Source organism: Paenibacillus aurantiacus, from assembly GCF_042431225.1.
GTDB lineage: Bacteria > Bacillota > Bacilli > Paenibacillales > Paenibacillaceae > Paenibacillus_Z > Paenibacillus_Z aurantiacus.
Genome location: NZ_JBHMDO010000001.1, coordinates 37,735 through 54,804 on the forward strand (window position 1 = coordinate 37,735; position 17,070 = coordinate 54,804).

Annotated in this window: 14 protein-coding genes and 1 pseudogene; 1 reads left to right on the forward strand and 14 read right to left on the reverse strand. The window is 58.6% G+C overall.

Annotation, left to right across the window (positions count from 1 at the left end; genetic code table 11):
• Window positions 1–429: 429 nt before the first annotated feature.
• From ACFFSY_RS00180 to pth, 7 genes are all read right to left on the reverse strand, one after another.
• Window positions 430–2,256: an oligosaccharide flippase family protein gene (locus ACFFSY_RS00180; protein ID WP_377488118.1), complete on the reverse strand. Its 1,827-nt coding sequence runs from the start codon at window positions 2,254–2,256 to the stop codon at window positions 430–432.
• A 147-nt stretch (window positions 2,257–2,403) separates the two neighbouring features.
• Entirely contained in the window at window positions 2,404–2,946 is a 543-nt protein-coding gene (gene spoVT, locus ACFFSY_RS00185) for a stage V sporulation protein T (protein WP_377488121.1), read from the reverse strand.
• A gap of 444 nt (window positions 2,947–3,390) precedes the next feature.
• On the reverse strand, window positions 3,391–4,446 hold the full coding sequence (locus ACFFSY_RS00190) for a lactonase family protein (RefSeq protein ID WP_377488124.1): 1,056 nt from the start codon (window positions 4,444–4,446) through the stop codon (window positions 3,391–3,393).
• Window positions 4,447–4,569: 123 nt separating this feature from the next.
• A complete protein-coding gene (locus ACFFSY_RS00195; protein ID WP_377488127.1) occupies window positions 4,570–5,712 on the reverse strand; it encodes a peptidylprolyl isomerase in 1,143 nt (380 codons plus the stop codon).
• Window positions 5,699–9,223 (reverse strand): transcription-repair coupling factor, encoded by a 3,525-nt coding sequence (gene mfd, locus ACFFSY_RS00200; protein ID WP_377488130.1) that lies wholly within the window; start codon window positions 9,221–9,223, stop codon window positions 5,699–5,701. The genes ACFFSY_RS00195 and mfd overlap by 14 nt, the downstream gene beginning before the upstream one ends.
• Window positions 9,224–9,476: 253 nt before the next feature.
• Entirely contained in the window at window positions 9,477–9,707 is a 231-nt protein-coding gene (gene fin, locus ACFFSY_RS00205) for an anti-sigma-F factor Fin (RefSeq protein ID WP_377488133.1), read from the reverse strand.
• A 77-nt stretch (window positions 9,708–9,784) separates the two neighbouring features.
• The gene (gene pth, locus ACFFSY_RS00210) at window positions 9,785–10,345 is read right to left on the reverse strand and encodes an aminoacyl-tRNA hydrolase (RefSeq protein ID WP_377488136.1); all 561 of its coding nucleotides are present in this window, start codon (window positions 10,343–10,345) and stop codon (window positions 9,785–9,787) included.
• A gap of 175 nt (window positions 10,346–10,520) precedes the next feature.
• Here pth and ACFFSY_RS00215 point away from each other — a divergent pair, with 175 nt between their 5' ends.
• Window positions 10,521–10,721, forward strand: a complete 201-nt coding sequence (locus ACFFSY_RS00215; RefSeq protein WP_148933547.1) for a hypothetical protein — start codon at window positions 10,521–10,523, stop codon at window positions 10,719–10,721.
• 130 nt (window positions 10,722–10,851) lie between these two features.
• Here ACFFSY_RS00215 and ACFFSY_RS00220 read toward each other — a convergent pair whose 3' ends face one another.
• The 7 genes and pseudogenes from ACFFSY_RS00220 to ACFFSY_RS00250 form a co-directional block, all read right to left on the reverse strand.
• Window positions 10,852–11,505, reverse strand: a complete 654-nt coding sequence (locus ACFFSY_RS00220) for a 50S ribosomal protein L25/general stress protein Ctc (protein ID WP_377488139.1) — start codon at window positions 11,503–11,505, stop codon at window positions 10,852–10,854.
• Window positions 11,506–11,739: 234 nt separating this feature from the next.
• Window positions 11,740–13,140: a bifunctional UDP-N-acetylglucosamine diphosphorylase/glucosamine-1-phosphate N-acetyltransferase GlmU gene (gene glmU, locus ACFFSY_RS00225; RefSeq protein ID WP_377488142.1), complete on the reverse strand. Its 1,401-nt coding sequence runs from the start codon at window positions 13,138–13,140 to the stop codon at window positions 11,740–11,742.
• Between the two features lie 252 nt (window positions 13,141–13,392).
• Window positions 13,393–13,677 carry a septation regulator SpoVG gene (gene spoVG, locus ACFFSY_RS00230; protein ID WP_018759486.1) on the reverse strand — a complete coding sequence of 95 codons (285 nt, stop codon included), beginning with the start codon at window positions 13,675–13,677 and terminating at the stop codon, window positions 13,393–13,395.
• A 129-nt stretch (window positions 13,678–13,806) separates the two neighbouring features.
• Window positions 13,807–14,199, reverse strand: a complete 393-nt coding sequence (locus ACFFSY_RS00235) for a RidA family protein (RefSeq protein WP_377488147.1) — start codon at window positions 14,197–14,199, stop codon at window positions 13,807–13,809.
• A 168-nt stretch (window positions 14,200–14,367) separates the two neighbouring features.
• Window positions 14,368–15,213, reverse strand: coding sequence for a pur operon repressor (gene purR / locus ACFFSY_RS00240; RefSeq protein ID WP_377488150.1), 846 nt, complete (start codon window positions 15,211–15,213; stop codon window positions 14,368–14,370).
• 95 nt (window positions 15,214–15,308) lie between these two features.
• Window positions 15,309–16,163, reverse strand: a complete 855-nt coding sequence (gene ispE, locus ACFFSY_RS00245) for a 4-(cytidine 5'-diphospho)-2-C-methyl-D-erythritol kinase (RefSeq protein ID WP_377488153.1) — start codon at window positions 16,161–16,163, stop codon at window positions 15,309–15,311.
• Between the two features lie 611 nt (window positions 16,164–16,774).
• A pseudogene (locus ACFFSY_RS00250) lies at window positions 16,775–16,948 on the reverse strand (small, acid-soluble spore protein, alpha/beta type); the annotation flags it as partial.
• Between the last annotated feature and the right edge of the window lie 122 nt (window positions 16,949–17,070).

The following is a 17,070-nucleotide window of genomic DNA, read 5'->3' on the forward strand; positions in this document are numbered from 1 at the left end:
TTGACGCTGTCTTAGCGGCGCGTCGCGTACTCATTCCGGATCAGCGGATTGGTTTGCGTTCACAATCCGAAGATTGAGAAGGCAGCATTCCGCGATGGAGATATGCAAGGTGAATTACAAGCGTGAATTTATAAAGTCTTGATCTCGAAAAAACGTTGCATACACCAATTGTAGGGAACGCGCCGCCGCAACGCAAGTGCGGCGGGCGCCGTAGGGTGAAGGGGTGGTGCAGCGAGGAAGGATAAGCCGCTGCGCAGCGGGTATGTGCGGCACGAGCTCGGCGCATGAGCTAGGGCGCGGGCCTCGGCGTACGGCGGGCCTAGGTTGGAGGTCTAAACGCCAGGAGGCTTGCGCCAAAGCGTGAGCTTGCCGGCAAAAACGCTGGCATGATGCTCGGCGCGGGCCTCGGCACGCGAGCCAAGGCGAGGGCTAGTCGCCCGGCGGCAGGAGCTGCAGCCGCCGGAGGCGGGCGGCCAGCTTAGCGCCGCCCGGAAGCGCGCGCACGTCGCGCGCGCTCACGCCGCCGAAGCGCAGCCCGGCGGCGAGGAACAGCGCCGCGCCGAGGCCGGTGCCGCCGAGCGCGAGCGCCGTGGCTGCCGCCCTCGGCGGCAGCCATTCGAGCAGCGCCGGGTAGGCGGCGCGCTCGAGCACTGTCAGCGCGGCGGCCATGACCGCCAGCGCCAGGACCAGGCCCGCGAGGCTCCGCGCGGGCATCCGCGCCGCGCATGCGCGGCGAACGGCGGCGGCGCTCAGCAGCGCGGCCGCGCCGAGCGCGGCGAGGCCCGCCCCTGCGGCGCCGGCGATGCCGTAGGCCGGCACGATCGCCGCGTTGAGCGCGGCCTTCAGCGCGGCCGCCGCCAGCATGTACAGCGCCGGAGCGCGCACGACGCCGACGCCCTGCAGCACCGCGGCCGCGATCGCGCTGACGGTCCCCGCCACCGCGCCCAGGCCGACCAGCGCGAAGGTCGTGGTGGCGGCTTCGTCCGCGTACAGCATCCGGTTCATCGCAGGGGCGAGCAGCACCAGACCGCATGCTGCGCCGGAACCGATCCACCAGGCCCCCTTCATGGCGAGAGCAGCCTGCGCGCGAGCGGCTGCCTCGTCTCCTTGGGCGCGAGCCGAGACCAGCCCGTGCACCAGCGCCCCCCCAACCGCCCCGGCGATCATGACAACGAGCTGCACGAGCGGCTGACCCCGGCTGTACAGTCCGAATTGCGCCATCGCCTCTGCCCCGCTCATGCCGCCCGCCGTGAGCAGCGGCGGCACGGACAACGAATCCACGACGCCGAGCACCGGGAGCGCAAGCGCGCCGAGCGTCACCGGAACTGCCAGGCCGATCAGCCTGCGCGCGATGCGCCTTCCTCCACGCTTTTCTATCGCTCCCTCCTCGGCTGCCAAGGCTCGCCGGTCATCAACCTTACGCTGCTCTCGAGCCCATAACCACGTCAGGACGGCGAGTCCTGCCATCCCGCCCGCCGCCGATCCCGCCGTGGCGCCGGCGGCGAGCATGCCGTCCGACCAGTCGAGCGCAAGGCCGGTCACGAGCAGCGAGAGCATCGCCGCAACCCGTACGGTCTGCTCCGCCAGCTGAGAGACGGCTGTTGGCAGCATACGCCCAAGCCCTTGATAATACCCGCGCAGCGCGGCCATGACCGGCACAACCCACAGCGCGAGCGCCGAGGCTCGGATGGCCCGGGAAGCGGCCGGGTCGCCAATCCATCGCGCGATCGGGTCCGCACCCGCCCACATAAGGCCGAATCCCGCGACGCCCGCCACCGCTAGCAGCAGCGTGCTGACCTGCAGCGTCCGGTACACGGCGCGCCGACCGCCGACCGCCGCTTGCTCGGCGACCATAATCGAGACCGCTACCGGCACACCGGCCGTCGCAGCCGCCAACAGCAGCTGGTAGAACGGGTAGACCGCATTATAGATGCCGAATACGCGGTCGCCCGCGAGGTTCTGCAGCGGAATCTTCTGAAGCGTTCCCAGCAGCTTGCCCAAAATGACGGCAACCCCCAGAATGGCGGCCCCTTTGACCATCGATGGCCTGCGCCCTCCGTGATCTCCCCTACGGGATTCCGAGCCGCTTGCGCCTCCGGCGCTACCCTCGTCCACCAGCTTCGCCCCGATGTCGGCATCCGTCAGTGCAGTAGCGCCCACGCTCACGCCCGCATGCATCCTGCCGATTCCTTGTTCTTTCGTTATGGCTTTATCCATTTGAACCCGAGTTCCGGTCTCCTTGCTTTCTCTTGACACGTTCAACCGCACCTGCCCGTCCATTCGCTGCATCCATTATAACCGATCGGCAGGCGAATCGGCGCGTGGCTTCGGCGAACCTTCCGCGTTCGGACAAAATAAAAAGCTTCCCGGAAGACAGATTCTTCAAGGAAGCTGAACAACTTGCTATTGCTCCATTTGCTTGGCCAGGAAACCGGCAGCGGTCTCGACCATTTTCGTTTCCATTTGCGCCATCTTCGTGTCTTCTTCCTTGCTCAGCAGCACGACAGTCCCGATCGGATCGCCGCCGGCCACAATCGGAGCCGCTACGATGGAACTGAATGTTTCGCCGATATCCTTGATGACCTCGAAGGAACCGCCGCCCGATTCGGACACCGCCTTCCGGTTCTCCATGCAGCTCTCGAGCAATTGACCGATTTGCTTTTCCAAATAATCTTTCTTGGACGCACCGGCCACTGCGATGATGTTATCGCGGTCCGAGATCAATGCGATATGGCCCGTGCTTTCCGAAAGCGATTCCGCGTATTCCTTGGCGAACGTGCCAAGCTCTCCGATCGGCGAATATTTCTTCAAAATCACTTCTCCGTCGCGGTCGACGAAAATTTCAAGCGGGTCGCCTTCTCGAATGCGCAGCGTGCGGCGGATCTCCTTCGGGATCACGACGCGGCCGAGATCATCGATGCGGCGAACAATACCAGTTGCTTTCATGTTCTAGTTGCCCCACTTTCTTGGAAGATTTTGAATTTCGACAGATGGCTGCGGTAATGGTTGTTGTGCTTTTTTCTATCGCTCAAGAGGAGAAGATCCTGGACTAGATGGTGATTCGAATCTGACCATAGTATTCATCCCCTCCCAATTTCTTATGCACGGCCCAAAACCGCTTCCTTGCTGAATTTACCCGACTGGAACCAACTCCCACGACCCTCTTTCTCCGCTCCAAATCCGGTCGGCCGGCAACAGCTGCGTACGGCGCTTGCCCTATTGGTCCGCGAGCGTCCGCAAAACGTTCCAACACAGCCACGCTCTTACAGTCCCCTTTCCCTCCGGTGTCCATTCGGGTGGTAGTCCGACGATTCTCAACATCCCGCCACAGTTGGCTGTATCCATGCGAAAAAGCGCCGGTTGCCGCCCGGCGCTCCTTACCTGTAGGTGTTAGTCTTTCACGAAACGAATACATACCGGCGCGCCGAGCTCGGCACGATGTCCCGTCGGCGTCAAGCGGCCGCTCGCTTCATCAATGCGATAGCTGACGATCGAATTGGACTGCTGGTTGGCCGCCAGCAGCCAACGGTCATCGGCCGTAATCGCGAAATTGCGCGGGTAACTACCCTCGGTGGATACGTGCTCGACTGGCGTCAGCCGGCCATTCTCACCGACTTCGAACACGGCAATGCTGTCATGCCCGCGGTTGGACGTATACAAGTAGCGACCGCTTGAAGACAGATGGATATCTGCGCTCCAGCTGACGCCATCATAGCCGTCAGGCAGCGTCGAGACCGTCTGCACCAGCGCGAGCGCCGAATCCTCCGCCCGATATTCGTACACGCAGACCGTATTGTTCAGCTCGCCCACCAGGTAGAGCCACTTCCCGGACGGGTGAAAATCCATATGCCGCGGCCCCATGCCGGGCGCAACGTCCGTCTCGCCCCGCTTGACGAGCTTGCCCGCCTGGCGGTCGAGCTCATAATGCACGATCTTATCGATGCCCAAGTCGGCCACCAACACATAACGGCCTTGCGCATCGAGGATGGACGAGTGAGGATGCGGTCCCGCCTGACGGTCCGCCATGACGCTTGCGCCCTCGTGGCGCACATGGTCTGCCGTTGGACCTATCGAACCGTCGGCCATGACCGGATATAAGGACAAGGTGCCGCCGCCGTAATTGACGACCACCAGCCACTTCTCCTCGGGATCATGCACGACATGACACGGCGCGGAACCGAGCGAGGATTGCTCGTTCAGCGGGGTAAGCCCCTGGCCGTTCAGATCGACGACGAACGCGCTCAATGTGCCCGGACGCTCGTCCGTCGTCTCGCCCACGGCATAGACCCGGGAAGCATCCTGGCCGAGAGTCAGGAATGACGGGTTCTCGATTCCCTTCACGCCGTATTGCTTCGTCATGGCGCCCGTCTCGGTATCAAGCACATACGCATATAGGCTTTCTTCGTTCTTCTGCGCATAAGACCCGACATAAAATAATTGCTTCATCCCTATCGCTCCTTCTTCATATCCTGCGTATTTCGCGTACTCTTACGACCGCTAGCCGCTTTTGAAACAGCACGAGCCCAGCCGGGGCTTCCCGGCTAGGCTCGCTGATGCTCATGAGGCGTGCTATTTCTTCTCTTCCGTGCTCTTCTCGGCGTTCGTGGACGCGCCGCTATTGGTTGTCCCTTCTTTGGCCGCGCCGCCGTTCGTTGCGCCACCTTCGGTCGTACCGCTATTCGTCGCACCGCCGTTCGTCGTGCCTTCCGTCGACGTCTGAGGCAGGTTCGTTTTCGTAATGAGGCCCGGCAGCTCTTTGGTCATGAAATCGTTCAACGCCGCGGAAGCGACCGATTGCTTGATCGATGTCTTCTGCTCGTCCGTCAGCTTATCGAACGCCGTCGCTTCGCGCTTCTCGACTTTAATGACGTGGTAGCCGTATTGCGTCAGGACCGGTTCGCCGATTTTGCCGATTTCCTGCTTGTTGGCAGCATCCTTGAACTCGGCGACGTATCCGCCAACCGCGGCGGCGTCGTAGAGGCCGCCTTTGTCCTTAGAGCCCGGGTCGTCGGAGTATTCCTTCGCCAGCGCCGTCCAGTCGCCGCCCGCATCGAGCTTCTTCTTGACTTCCTGCGCGCGCTTCAGCGCTTCCTCTTCCGTGCGGAGCTCCTTGCCCGTGTTGGAATCGGTCGTCGCGACAAGGATGTGGCGCAGCGTCACGATGTTGTAATCGTTCTTGGTCTCTTCATACTTCTTCTTCACTTGCTCGTCGGTCACTTTGTCTTGCTCGTTGGCCATGATCGACGTAATCAAGCCGTAGAAATATTTAATATCGGCCTCCGACAGCTTCGCATCCTCGACCTGCTTCTTCAGATCGGCATTTGTCTTCTCGGCCTCCGTGAGTTGATTGTAGAATTCGTTCGTCTTGGTATCCGTTTCCTTCTTCTTTTCGTCCGTCTGCTCCGGCAGGCGAGTTTGAAGAATCTTGTAGCCGACGTATTCCTTCAGGAACTGCTCTTGCAGCTGTGGAATTTGCAGGTAGCTGGCCACGTCGGGATTGACGATTTTGAAGAACGCCGTGTACTTGGCATATTCCTCTTCCGTTACTTTGCCCTCTTTATATTCAGCCACGATCTTGGTGTCGCTGGCTCCAGGAACGGCGCTTGCGCCGCTTCCTTGCTCGTCTTTCTTGCCGCAGCCTGCCGCGAGGACAAGCGTGAGGACCGCCGTCATCGCAAGGAGCGTCCCCTTCTTCCAGTTAATGCGCAACATCTTGTAGTTCCCCTTTCGATTGAATGGTGTCCTTATACTGCGTCAAAAAGCGCTCCAGCAGCTCCATCTTCTGATCCATGGCAAGGCCTTTGCCCCGCAGCTGCACAAGGGGATTCGGATCGCCGTCGGGATGACGGACGAACCGGTTCTCGAACGTTAGGCAGAGCAGATCGACCTTCTTCTTGTCGAAACGCGGCTTCTCCCGCTCCGCGAATTTGAGGATGAGGTCATCGCCCTTCTGGCTGATTTGCTCAATACCGCATGCCGATCCGAGCGTCTTCACGCGCGCGACCGACAGCAAGTTGTCGACGGCCTGCGGCAAATCGCCGAAGCGGTCGATCAGCTCTTCGCGCAAATCTTCGCCTTCCTCCACGGAACGAACCGCTGCCACTTTCTTGTAAATCTCTATCTTCTGTATGCTATCGTAAATGTAAGCCGAGGGCAAGTACGCGTCGATGCTGATATCGATCATCGTCACGATTTCCTTGACCGGCGCCGGAGCGCCATCCATGCCGATCTTCCGCTTGGCGATCTCGTCGGCCAGCATCTGCGAATACAGGTCGAAGCCGACCGAGGCGATGAACCCGTGCTGCTCCGCGCCGAGCAGATTGCCCGCTCCGCGGATGGCCAGGTCGCGCATCGCGATTTTGAAGCCGGACCCGAGCTCCGTGAACTCCTTAATCGACTGCAGCCGCTTCTCCGCCACCTCGGTGAGCACCTTGTCCCGCTGGTACGTGAAATACGCATACGCGATCCGGTTGGACCGGCCGACGCGGCCGCGCAGCTGATACAGCTGGGACAGCCCCATCTTGTCCGCGTCGTGCACGATCAGCGTGTTGACGTTCGGAATATCGACACCCGTCTCGATAATGCTCGTGCTGACGAGCACGTCCGATTCGCCGTCCAGGAAATCGAGAATCGTCTTCTCCAGCTCCTGCTCGGACATTTGGCCATGGGCGACCGCCACCTTCGCGTCCGGCACGAGCATGTTGATCTGCTCCGCCATCTGGTAGATGCCCTGCACCCGGTTGAACATGTAATACACCTGTCCACCCCGCGCCAGCTCCCGTTCGATCGACTCGCGTACGAGCGCCGGGCTGTACTCGACGACGTACGTCTGCACGGGGAACCGGTTCTCCGGCGGCGTCTCGATGACCGACAGGTCGCGCACGCCGAGCATCGACATGTGCAGCGTCCGCGGAATCGGCGTCGCCGTCAGCGTGAGCACGTCGACGTTCGTCTTCAGCCGCTTCAGCTTCTCCTTGTGCGACACGCCGAACCGCTGCTCCTCGTCAATGATGAGCAGGCCGAGATCCTTGAACGTAATATCCTGCGACAGCAGGCGGTGCGTGCCGATGACGACATCGACGGAGCCGTCCTTGATGCCTTTCATCGTCTCGTTCTGCTCTTTGCGGGAGCGGAAGCGGCTGAGCACTTGAATTTTGAACGGGAATTCGGAGAACCGCTCGCGGAACGTCTCGTAATGCTGCTGCGCCAAAATCGTCGTCGGCACGAGGATCGCCACCTGCTTGCCCTCGATCGCCGCCTTGAACGCCGCGCGCACGGCGACCTCCGTCTTGCCGTATCCAACGTCGCCGCAGAGCAGCCGGTCCATCGGACGCGGGGTCATCATATCCTTCTTGATCTCTTCGATCGCCCGCAGCTGGTCGCGCGTCTCATCGTACGGGAACATGTCCTCGAATTCCTGCTGGTAGCTGGTATCCTGTCCGAACGCGAATCCCGTCGTGGCCTGCCGATCGGCATACAGCTTGATCAAATCGTCGGCGATGTCCTTCACGGACGACTGAACCTTGCTCTTCACGCGCGTCCATTCGTTGCCGCCCAGCTTGTAAACCTTCGGCTCCTTCTCCTCCGAACCGACGTACTTCTGGATGAGGTCGATTTGCTCGATCGGAACCGACAGTTTGTCGCCGCCCGCATACAAAATATGAATGTAGTCCTTGTGAATACCGGCAATCTCCAGCGTGCCGATGCCGACGTATTTGCCGATGCCATGATTCTGGTGGACGACGTAATCGCCGACCTTCAGCTCGGTATAGCTCTTGATCCGCTCGGCGTTGTCGACCTTCTTGTCGGCGCGCCGGACTTTGCGCTGCTTCTGCGAGAACATCTCGCCTTCAGTGATGACGATTAGGTGGATCGACGGCAGCTCGAAGCCCGCCTGCAGATTACCCTCCACCATCGTCGGCGGTTCAATGTCGTAGTCTTGCAGAACGCGGCGCATCCGATCTATGCGCTCCGCATTCCCGGCTACCATGATAATATTCGCGTTCGCCTTGCGCCACCGCTCCATCTCCGTCTTCAGCACGTTCATCTGGCCGTGGAAATTCTGCATCGCCCGGCTGACCACGTTGACGATGTTCTGCGGGTGCGTATGCGGGATCTGACGTAAGAACAGCGACATGAACAACGTTGGGAACGGCCGCTGATAAAGAATTTCATCCGACGGACGCGCCAAAACGAAGCCCGGCAGCGATTTGCCATTAGACAGCAGGTGCGTGGCCCATTCCGCCTCGTCCCGCTCCAGCTGGCGGCCGGTCTCTATCAACCTCGTCGGCTCGTCGTAGATAAGCAGCGTATCGCTTGGCATATAATCGAACAGCGTCTTGCGCTCAGGATAGAGCAGCGCCACGTATTTGTACAGCTCGGTAAAATACTGATGCTCCCGCAGCTTCTCCAGCTCGCCGCCCATCTCGGCGCGCAGCCGGTCTTTGGCGGTGCGGTCGGTCATCTTCTGCAGCTGTTGCTCCAGCAGCTCGGAAGCGCGCTGCGCCGCCTGCTCCATGCGGGCATTGTCCGCCAACAGCTCTTGGCATGGCGGGATGACGTAGCTCTCCAGCTTCTCGATGGACCGCTGCTCCGACACGTCGAACGAGCGGATGGAATCGACCTCGTCATCGAACCATTCGATCCGGTACGGATGCGCAGAGGTGAGCGGATACAGATCGACGATGCCGCCGCGCACGCTCATCTCGCCTTTGGTCTCAACCTTGTCGGTACGCACGTAGCCGAGCTCGATCAGCCGGTGTAAAAACGCTTCCATCGGAACTGTCTCGCCGACCCGAATCTCCACGCGCGCTGCCGCCATCACTTCCGGTAGCGGCAAATACCTTCTGGCGCCGGAGAACGGCACGACAACAACCCCGCGAAACCCTTGCGACAGGCGGATAAGCGCATCCATCCGCTGGGCAAGCGTCTCGGGGCTCGATATGGCGGCTTCCGCCGCAACCAGTTCATTGGCTGGGTACAACAGCACTTCGCCGGGGGACAAACATTCCGTCAAATCCTCCGCTACTTTCTGAGCCGCGAACATATTGTGGGTCACGACGAGCATCGGGCGGTCCAGCTCGCGCGCGAGCGCCGCCAGCATCACCTGCCGCGACGAGCCCGCCAATCCGGAGATCAGCTGCTCCTGCATCCCTTTTCTAACACCGGATAAGACCGATTGGAAATCGGCATCCGCGGCATAAGCCGTTAATAATGGTTTCAACGTACTGGCACCCCGTTTCATTCCGCAAAAAAGTATTCCTATACCGAATGCGCCGGTTAGACGCTTTCGCACATTAACGAACTAAAATTCTATTACGCGTCGCAGTAGTGGTCGCTGCGCCCGCAGCCCCGAATGGCTATATGTGCGTCCTGCCGCCGAAGAGCCCGCCCGCCGGAAAGTTCACAAAAGGAGCCTCGGCCGAAAAGCCAAGACTCCCTTGCATTCTTCCCCGCGCCGCGCGCGGCTCCTCTTGCTATTGCAGCGGACTTGCGACCAGCGAAAGCTCCGGATTGGCCTCTAGCGCCTCTCGGCAATAGTCGCATACCACTTTGACGGTAACGTCTCCGTTTGGGTTATACGCTATTATATCGCTGCGCTCTTCAGGGGTCAAGAAATGGAAACCAAGCTGCAGTTCCGATACTTGCGCGCTGTCGATCGACCCGATTTGGCTTTTGCAATGCCGGCAGATATAGTTTACAGCCATGTGTATGCCTCCCGAGGATTTGTTATACCCTCAGTATGCCCGCTTTGGCCGGAATCTAACGGCTTGCCTGCCTCCTCCTACCGGTTATACTTGGCCATCGTCTTCTCGAAGGAGTTGGTCAGCGCGAACTCCATCGCATCGCACGTCTCCACCACCATTCCCGCCAGCTTGTCATGCTCGCTCTTCGGGAAGTTGGACAGCACGTAGTCCGCGATGTTCTGTCCCGGGTTGGGGCGGGAGATGCCCATTCGAATTCGATCGAACGTCTGGGTGCCGGTATGTTGAATGATCGATTTGATGCCGTTGTGGCCACCGGCGCTGCCTTGATACCGAAGACGGATCTTGCCGATTTCCGTATCCAGGTCATCATACACGACGATGAGGTCGGATAAACTCGCTTTGTAGAAGTCCATGTAGGCTCTAATGGTCTCGCCGGATAAATTCATATACGTCATCGGCTTAATGAGCGCGACTTTAGTCCCGGCAATATGACCTTCCCCCACCAGCGCTTTGAACTTGCTTTGGGTTACGCTAATGCCATGCCGTCTGGCCATCTCGTCGATCGCCATAAAGCCCACATTGTGGCGCGTACCCGCGTATTGCGTGCCCGGATTGCCGAGCCCTACGATCCATTTCATGCTGCTTCCCTCACTTCTCAAGCTTCGCGGGCTGAATGCCTATACAGGACTTCAAGCCCAAAGGTGTAATCTTTTTGTAATTCATGCAACGATTTGCCCTTCTCGATTGTCTTCTTAGTATAGATAGAGCTTATGGTGCCCTGCAATCCAAAACAAGCGAAGGAGCGTCTTGCACATGTATCAGAATGGACAACTGCTTCACAAGGATGATCAATTTCAGGATCACTGCGACCATCAAGTTCCGATTCAAATTTATCACGGCCGTCATCATAGCGATATTGGCTACGTGGAGAATTATTCCGAAGTGTTCGTCAAGGTCAATAATGTGTTCTACAACCGGAGGCAATTCACCTTCGTGTCCCGGCCGGGATATTGAAAAATAACGCCATCGCCCGATAATGGGCTTCAACGCAAACAAGGGCCGCGCGCGGCAGCCCTTGTTTGTTTTCGTATGCGCACGGGAACCGGCGGCGGCGCCGCCTTGTCCCCGATCATCCGTTACGCTATTAGACGGAAGTATGTACGTCCTCCATGTTGGCCTCTTCCGCACGCTCCGCCGCTTCCTTCTGTTCCACTTCCGCCTCTGCCGCTTCTTCCGCGGACAGCTCCTTCTGCGGCGCCAGAATCGTCACGATGACTTGGGCCGGGTCCACTTTCGTCGTGACCCCATTCGGCAGCTGCAGGTCGACTACAAGAAGGTTCTCCCCGATTTGCAGCTGGGATACGTCGACTTCGATTACATCCGGAATATTGTTCGGCAGACAGTGGATTTCGAGCTCGTGGATCATCGCTTGCAGAATGCCGCCTTCGCGCACCCCCGCCGAATCGCCCGTCAGCTCAACGCGCACCTGCGTCCGTACTTCCTCGTTCATGTTGACTTGGTGGAAGTCGATATGAATCACCGACCGCGAAATCGGATCGCGCTGCACTTCCGTGAGCATCACCGGCTGCTTGCCGGCTGCGCCTACTTCCAGTTCGAGCAAGGCGTGAGGGGTCGTGCGAAGGAGCTGCTGCAATTCCTTCTCGTCCACTGCGATGCTTACCGGAGCCGCCAGCTTCTTGCCGTAGACGACGCCCGGCACCGTCCCCTTCTTCCGCAGTTGGTTCAGCTCGCCGCGTGTCTTAACCGTTCTTTCTTGAGCCTTAAATGGAATCGCCATGTGCAAAACCTCCTATAGTGTATGCGTGCAGTCGCCGCAAACTTGGACACGTGATTTCCATATATTCTTACCCAATTTGGCCCCAGAATAACCAACAAGCCACTGCGGCAATCGCAGGCCATGGTCAACGCACAGCGCTGTATGCCGACGAAATGCAAAAGAACACCGTCCAAATAGGATCGGTGTTCCTTCACGTTATGGATAGAGACAGCTCTCGAATGAGCGCCAGCTCGCCTAGTTCTTCTTCGCGCTTTCCTTCTTCGCTTTAGCGCGAGCCCGGATTTTGTCCGCGTAGCCGGCCTTGTTCACTTGGCGCTCACGCGCAATCGCCACGTCGCCCGCCGGTACGTCATGCGTGACCGTTGAACCGGCCACCACGTATGCGCCGTCGCCGACTTTCACCGGCGCGATCAAGTTGACGTTGCTGCCGACGAAGGCCCCATCGCCGATCTCGGTCAGCGACTTGTTGAAACCGTCGTAGTTGACCGTAATTGCGCCGCAGCCGATATTGACGTCCTTGCCGACCTTGGCGTCGCCGACATAGCTCAGATGCGATACTTTCGAGCCGTCGCCCAACTCCGCGTTCTTCAGCTCGACGAAATCGCCGATTTTGCAATCCTTCCCGACCTTGGAGCCCGGACGAATGTAGGCGAACGGTCCGACGGACGTTCCCTCGCCGATCGATGATTCGGCGATAACCGAGTGTTTGACTTCTGCCCCGCTTGCTACGATCGTATCCGTCAAATCCGCGCCGGGTCCGATGATGCAATCTTCCCCGATGACCGTCTTGCCGCGCAGCATGCTGCCCGGGTAGACCACGGTGTCGGAACCGATCACGACATCGGCTTCAATATAAGTCGCGGCCGGATCGATAATCGTGACGCCGCCGATCTGATGAGCCCGCACGATCCGTGCACGCATCAGCTGCTCCGCCTCCGCCAGACCGACGCGATCGTTCACGCCGACGCCTTCCGCGAAGTCCGGCGCGACGTACGCTTCCACTGTCTCGCCCGCCTTGCGTAGAATCTCGAGCACGTCAGTCAAATAATATTCGCCTTGCGCGTTCTCATTCGTCACAAGCTTCAGCGCCTCGAACAGTTTCTTGTTATCGAAGCAATACATGCCGGTATTGATTTCCGTAATCGCCGCCTGCTCCGGCGTACAGTCCTTCTGCTCGACGATCCGCTGCACGCGACCGTCTTCTCCGCGCACGATGCGGCCAAGCCCCTGCGGGTTCGGTACGACCGCGGTCAACACGGTCGCTGCCGCTCCGCGCTCCGCATGCAGGTCGAGCAGCGATTGAATGGTGCCGCTCGTGACCAGCGGCGTGTCGCCGTACAGAATGACAGTGGTGCCTTCTTCGTCGCCGAGCAGCGCTTCCGCTTGGCGAACGGCATGGCCTGTTCCCAGCTGCGTCTCCTGGAGCACGAATTCCGCGCCATCGCCCACATAGGCTTGAACGGCTTCCGCGCCGTGGCCGACGACCACGACTGTGCGCTCGCAGGCGGCTTCCTTCACCGTTTGCAGCACGTGGCCAACCATCGGCTTACCGCATACCGGGTGCAATACCTTATACAATTTTGATTTCATCCGCTTGCCTTGACCGGCCGCAAGCACGATTGCCATCACTTTCATGAACGTAATCCCCCCTGAGAATCCTAGAGCCTTGCGCATTCTATATTACATGCGGCTTACCGCAACATGTGCTCTATTGAGCATAGCTTATATCTTCCCAAAAGAAAAGAGAGCCGGTGACCGGCTCTCTTCTCCCGCGAAAGAATGCGCGGGGCGCTCCATGCGCCCGGTATTCAGACGCAAATCTGCAGGCAAAGCTCCCTTCCGAAAGCGGACGGTGGTCCATGCTGCACGAAACCCCTCTTACATCACTTACGCTCCTTCTTCAATCACTTCTTCTTCCGTCGCAGCGCGCTCGTATTCGGCGAGCACCGCCGCTTGAATTTTCTCACGGGTCGTCGAAGAGATTGGATGCGCGATATCGCGGAATTCTCCATCCGGAGTCCGCTTGCTCGGCATTGCCACGAACATACCATTGTTGCCGTCGATCACGCGGATATCGTGAACAACAAATTCATTGTCAATGGTGATGGATGCGATGGCTTTCATGCGGCCTTCGGAATTTACGCGGCGGAGTCTGACATCGGTAATTTGCACTTGTGTTCACCACCTTTGCCTTTCAAAGACTTGCTTTATATTTCCACATGGCCTTTCAAATTCCTTCATGATTTTGGTAAATTAACGCCAACTTTAAAAATATTTTTTCTATTCAAAACTTTTTCGATTCTATTCGACGTTGATCGATGCAATCAGTTCAATTTCGACAAGTACATCTTTCGGAAGCCGTGCTACTTCTACCGTCGAGCGAGCTGGTTTATGGTCGCCGAAGTAAGAGGCATAGATCGCGTTCACTGCTGCGAACTGGTTCATATCCTTAATAAACACGGTCGCTTTGGCCACATCCTGGAACGTCGCGCCCGCTTCAGCCAGTACCGCCTCGAGGTTGCGGAATACCTGATGTGTCTGTTCCTCGATGCCGCCCTCCACCAATTCCCCGGCTGCGTTCAGCGGGATTTGGCCGGACGTAAATAGAAGATTGCCTAATTTAATCGCTTGCGAATAAGGGCCGATCGCCGCTGGCGCTTTATCCGTCGCGATCGATTGCGGTTGCAGTTTCATGTAAGTGTGCCTCCTTCGGTTTTGTAAGGTTTATACAATCAAGACTTCAGATGAATTAGACCATAACCCGCGGCAGATTGCAAAGCCCGTCCGCAGACGGCACACCGAGCGTTTGCGATTTCATGGCGAAAAGGACGCGCCATCCGGCACGTCCTTCCATTGCCCCGCTTAGCTCGGGTCCGCTTTATGTTGATCAAAAAAATTGCCCAGCACGATCGTCGTTTGCTTCGTCTTCAAATCGACTGCCGTCAATTTCGCCAGCGAAACGTAGTCCTCGAATAGACGCTCCTCGTTCTCCAGCTCGCCCGACTCGACGAATACGCCGACGCCCGCGACATGCGCGTTAAACTCGTGCAGCAGGTCCATCATGCCCTGTATCGTGCCGCCGGCCTTCATGAAATCGTCGATGATCAACACGCGGGATTGCTCCCTCAGCGCGCGTCTGGCCAGCGACATCGTCTGGATCCGCTTGTTCGACCCGGAGACGTAGTTAATGCTGACCGCGGAACCTTCCGTCACCTTGTTATCGCGGCGGACGATCACGACCGGCAGATTCATGGACGCCGCCGTCGCATAAGCGAGCGGGATACCCTTCGTCTCCACCGTCATAATGACGTCGATTTCCTTGGACGCGAAAGCGGTTGCGAACATCCGCCCAATATCGGCGAGCAGACCGGGCTGGCCCAGCATGTCGGTCATATATAGGTACCCGCCCGGCAGCACGCGCTCCGGCTGCTCCAGCTGGCCGCAGACGCGTTCCATGATCTTGCGCGCTTCTTCCACATGCATCTTCGGTGTATACTTCACGCCGCCTGCCGCTCCCGCGAGCGTATGAAGCTCCCCTAAGCCCTCTTCCTCGAACACCTCTTTAATGATGGCGAGGTCTTCACTGATCGAAGACTTGGCAGATTGGTAGCGGTCGGCGAAGGCTGTCAGCGAAATTAACGTATGGGGGCGATTCAGCAAATATTGCGTCATCTCTACAAGCCTTGCACTTCGTTTTAATTTCTTCAATGCGATTCACCCCTGGCTAAATCCGAATAATATAAAGACAATATATCATTTTTATACGGATTTAATCAAGGCATACGTCTGGTTCATGTTAGCCTTCATGTCAGCATTCTTACCACGTACACTTCTTTGCAAAATCCGCGCAGTCCATTATAAATCCGCGACACCTTCGCTTCCTTGCTGACCAGGCCGAAAACGGTCGGCCCGCTGCCTGACATAAGCACGCCGTCGGCCCCCAAGCGCTCCATGCTTTCCTTCACCTGCAGCACTTCCGGATACAGACCGAGCGTCACGTTCTCCAGCACGTTGCCAAGCCGGTCGCAAATGTCCGTGAACGAACCTCGTTCAATGGCATCCAGCATATCCGCGGCCGACGGATGCTCTTTCAGCTCGGCTGCCCGCAGCCGCCCGTATACATCGGCCGTCGAGACGTTAATCGGCGGCTTAGCCAACACGACCCAGCATTGCGGCGGGTTCGCGATTCGCTCCAGCTTCTCGCCCCGTCCCGTAGCCAGCGCCGTACCGCCCGTTACGCAGAACGGCACGTCCGAACCCAGCTCGGCTCCGAGCTCGCATAATTCCTCCGTGGAGATGCCCAGTCCCCACAGTCGGTTAAGCCCGCGCAGCGTCGCCGCCGCGTCGCTGCTTCCGCCCGCCAGGCCTGCGGCCACCGGGATATTCTTGTCCAGGTGAATGTACACGCCCTTGCGCACGTCGTAGCGCTCCTTGATCAGCTGCGCAGCCTGGAAGGCTAGATTCTTCTCGTCCAGCGGAATATAACCGGCCTGGCTGGAAATCACGATGCTGTCTCTGGGCATCTCCTCCATGGTCAGGCGATCGGCGAGATCAACCATGGTCATTACCATCTCGACCTCATGGAAGCCGTCCTCGCGCTTGCGCAGCACGTCGAGCATTAGATTGATTTTTGCCGGAGCTTTCTCATAAATTTTCATTCGTCGTCACCCGCTCATTCCCATTTCACTCCGCGCCAATATCGCGCGAAACACCATTTATCCCTATTTTAACAAAAGGGCAAAAGAAAAGCTAAGACACCGCTCCCGCTTCTTGCGGGCAGCCCCTCGAATCGAGCTGCACGCGGCTTCATCCTGCGGGTCTGAGGCATCTTAGCTTATGGTGGCGGGTATTCGGTCCATTAATTGCGATATGCGCTTTGGTCTGCGCCTTGACGCGGCATAGCCCCGAACGGGATAAAGCCAGCCTGCGCATCTTCCTGTGCGCGTTGAGAGCGGGCTATATACGGGCTCTGCTGCGTATACGCTTGCGGCCGTTGGGGGTTCGGGTTGGCCGGCTGCGCGTAGCCGCCTACCGTCGCTCCGCTCGAGAATGTCGATCCCGCGTAGGCAGGCATGGTCGTCGCGTGCACCGGTGCGCCAAGATTGCTTGCTGGTACGGCGCTTGCCGCATATACAGGCTGCTCGCGCCCCGGAGCTCCCTGGCTCGAAGACTGCACCGCGTAGTCGGTCGTTTGCCGTTGCTGTTGTTGCTGCTGCGTATAACGGCGTGCTACCGCGTCGGCCCGTTCCGCCGCTTTGGTGTCTTCATATTGCTTGGCGGCTGCCTGTTCGGCCAGCTGGATGGCCCTCTTCACCATGTTGCCTGCGTCCTTCGCGCGTATGCCGCCCCAACCTTCTTTTTGGACGGTCTCGTAAAAGCCCAGATCTTTCGCCAGCTCGTATTTTAATTGCTCGCTCATTGTGCTTCTGCGTCTGCGACTCATTTGCCTTGTCCTCCTCTATGCCTCTTTACGCTCTAGTGTGTGCTCCTCGCGTTCGCCTATGCGCCGGCCTCCCGCCGTTTTTATCCAGCACAAAAAGAACGCGAGCTGCTTCGCGCCGCTTG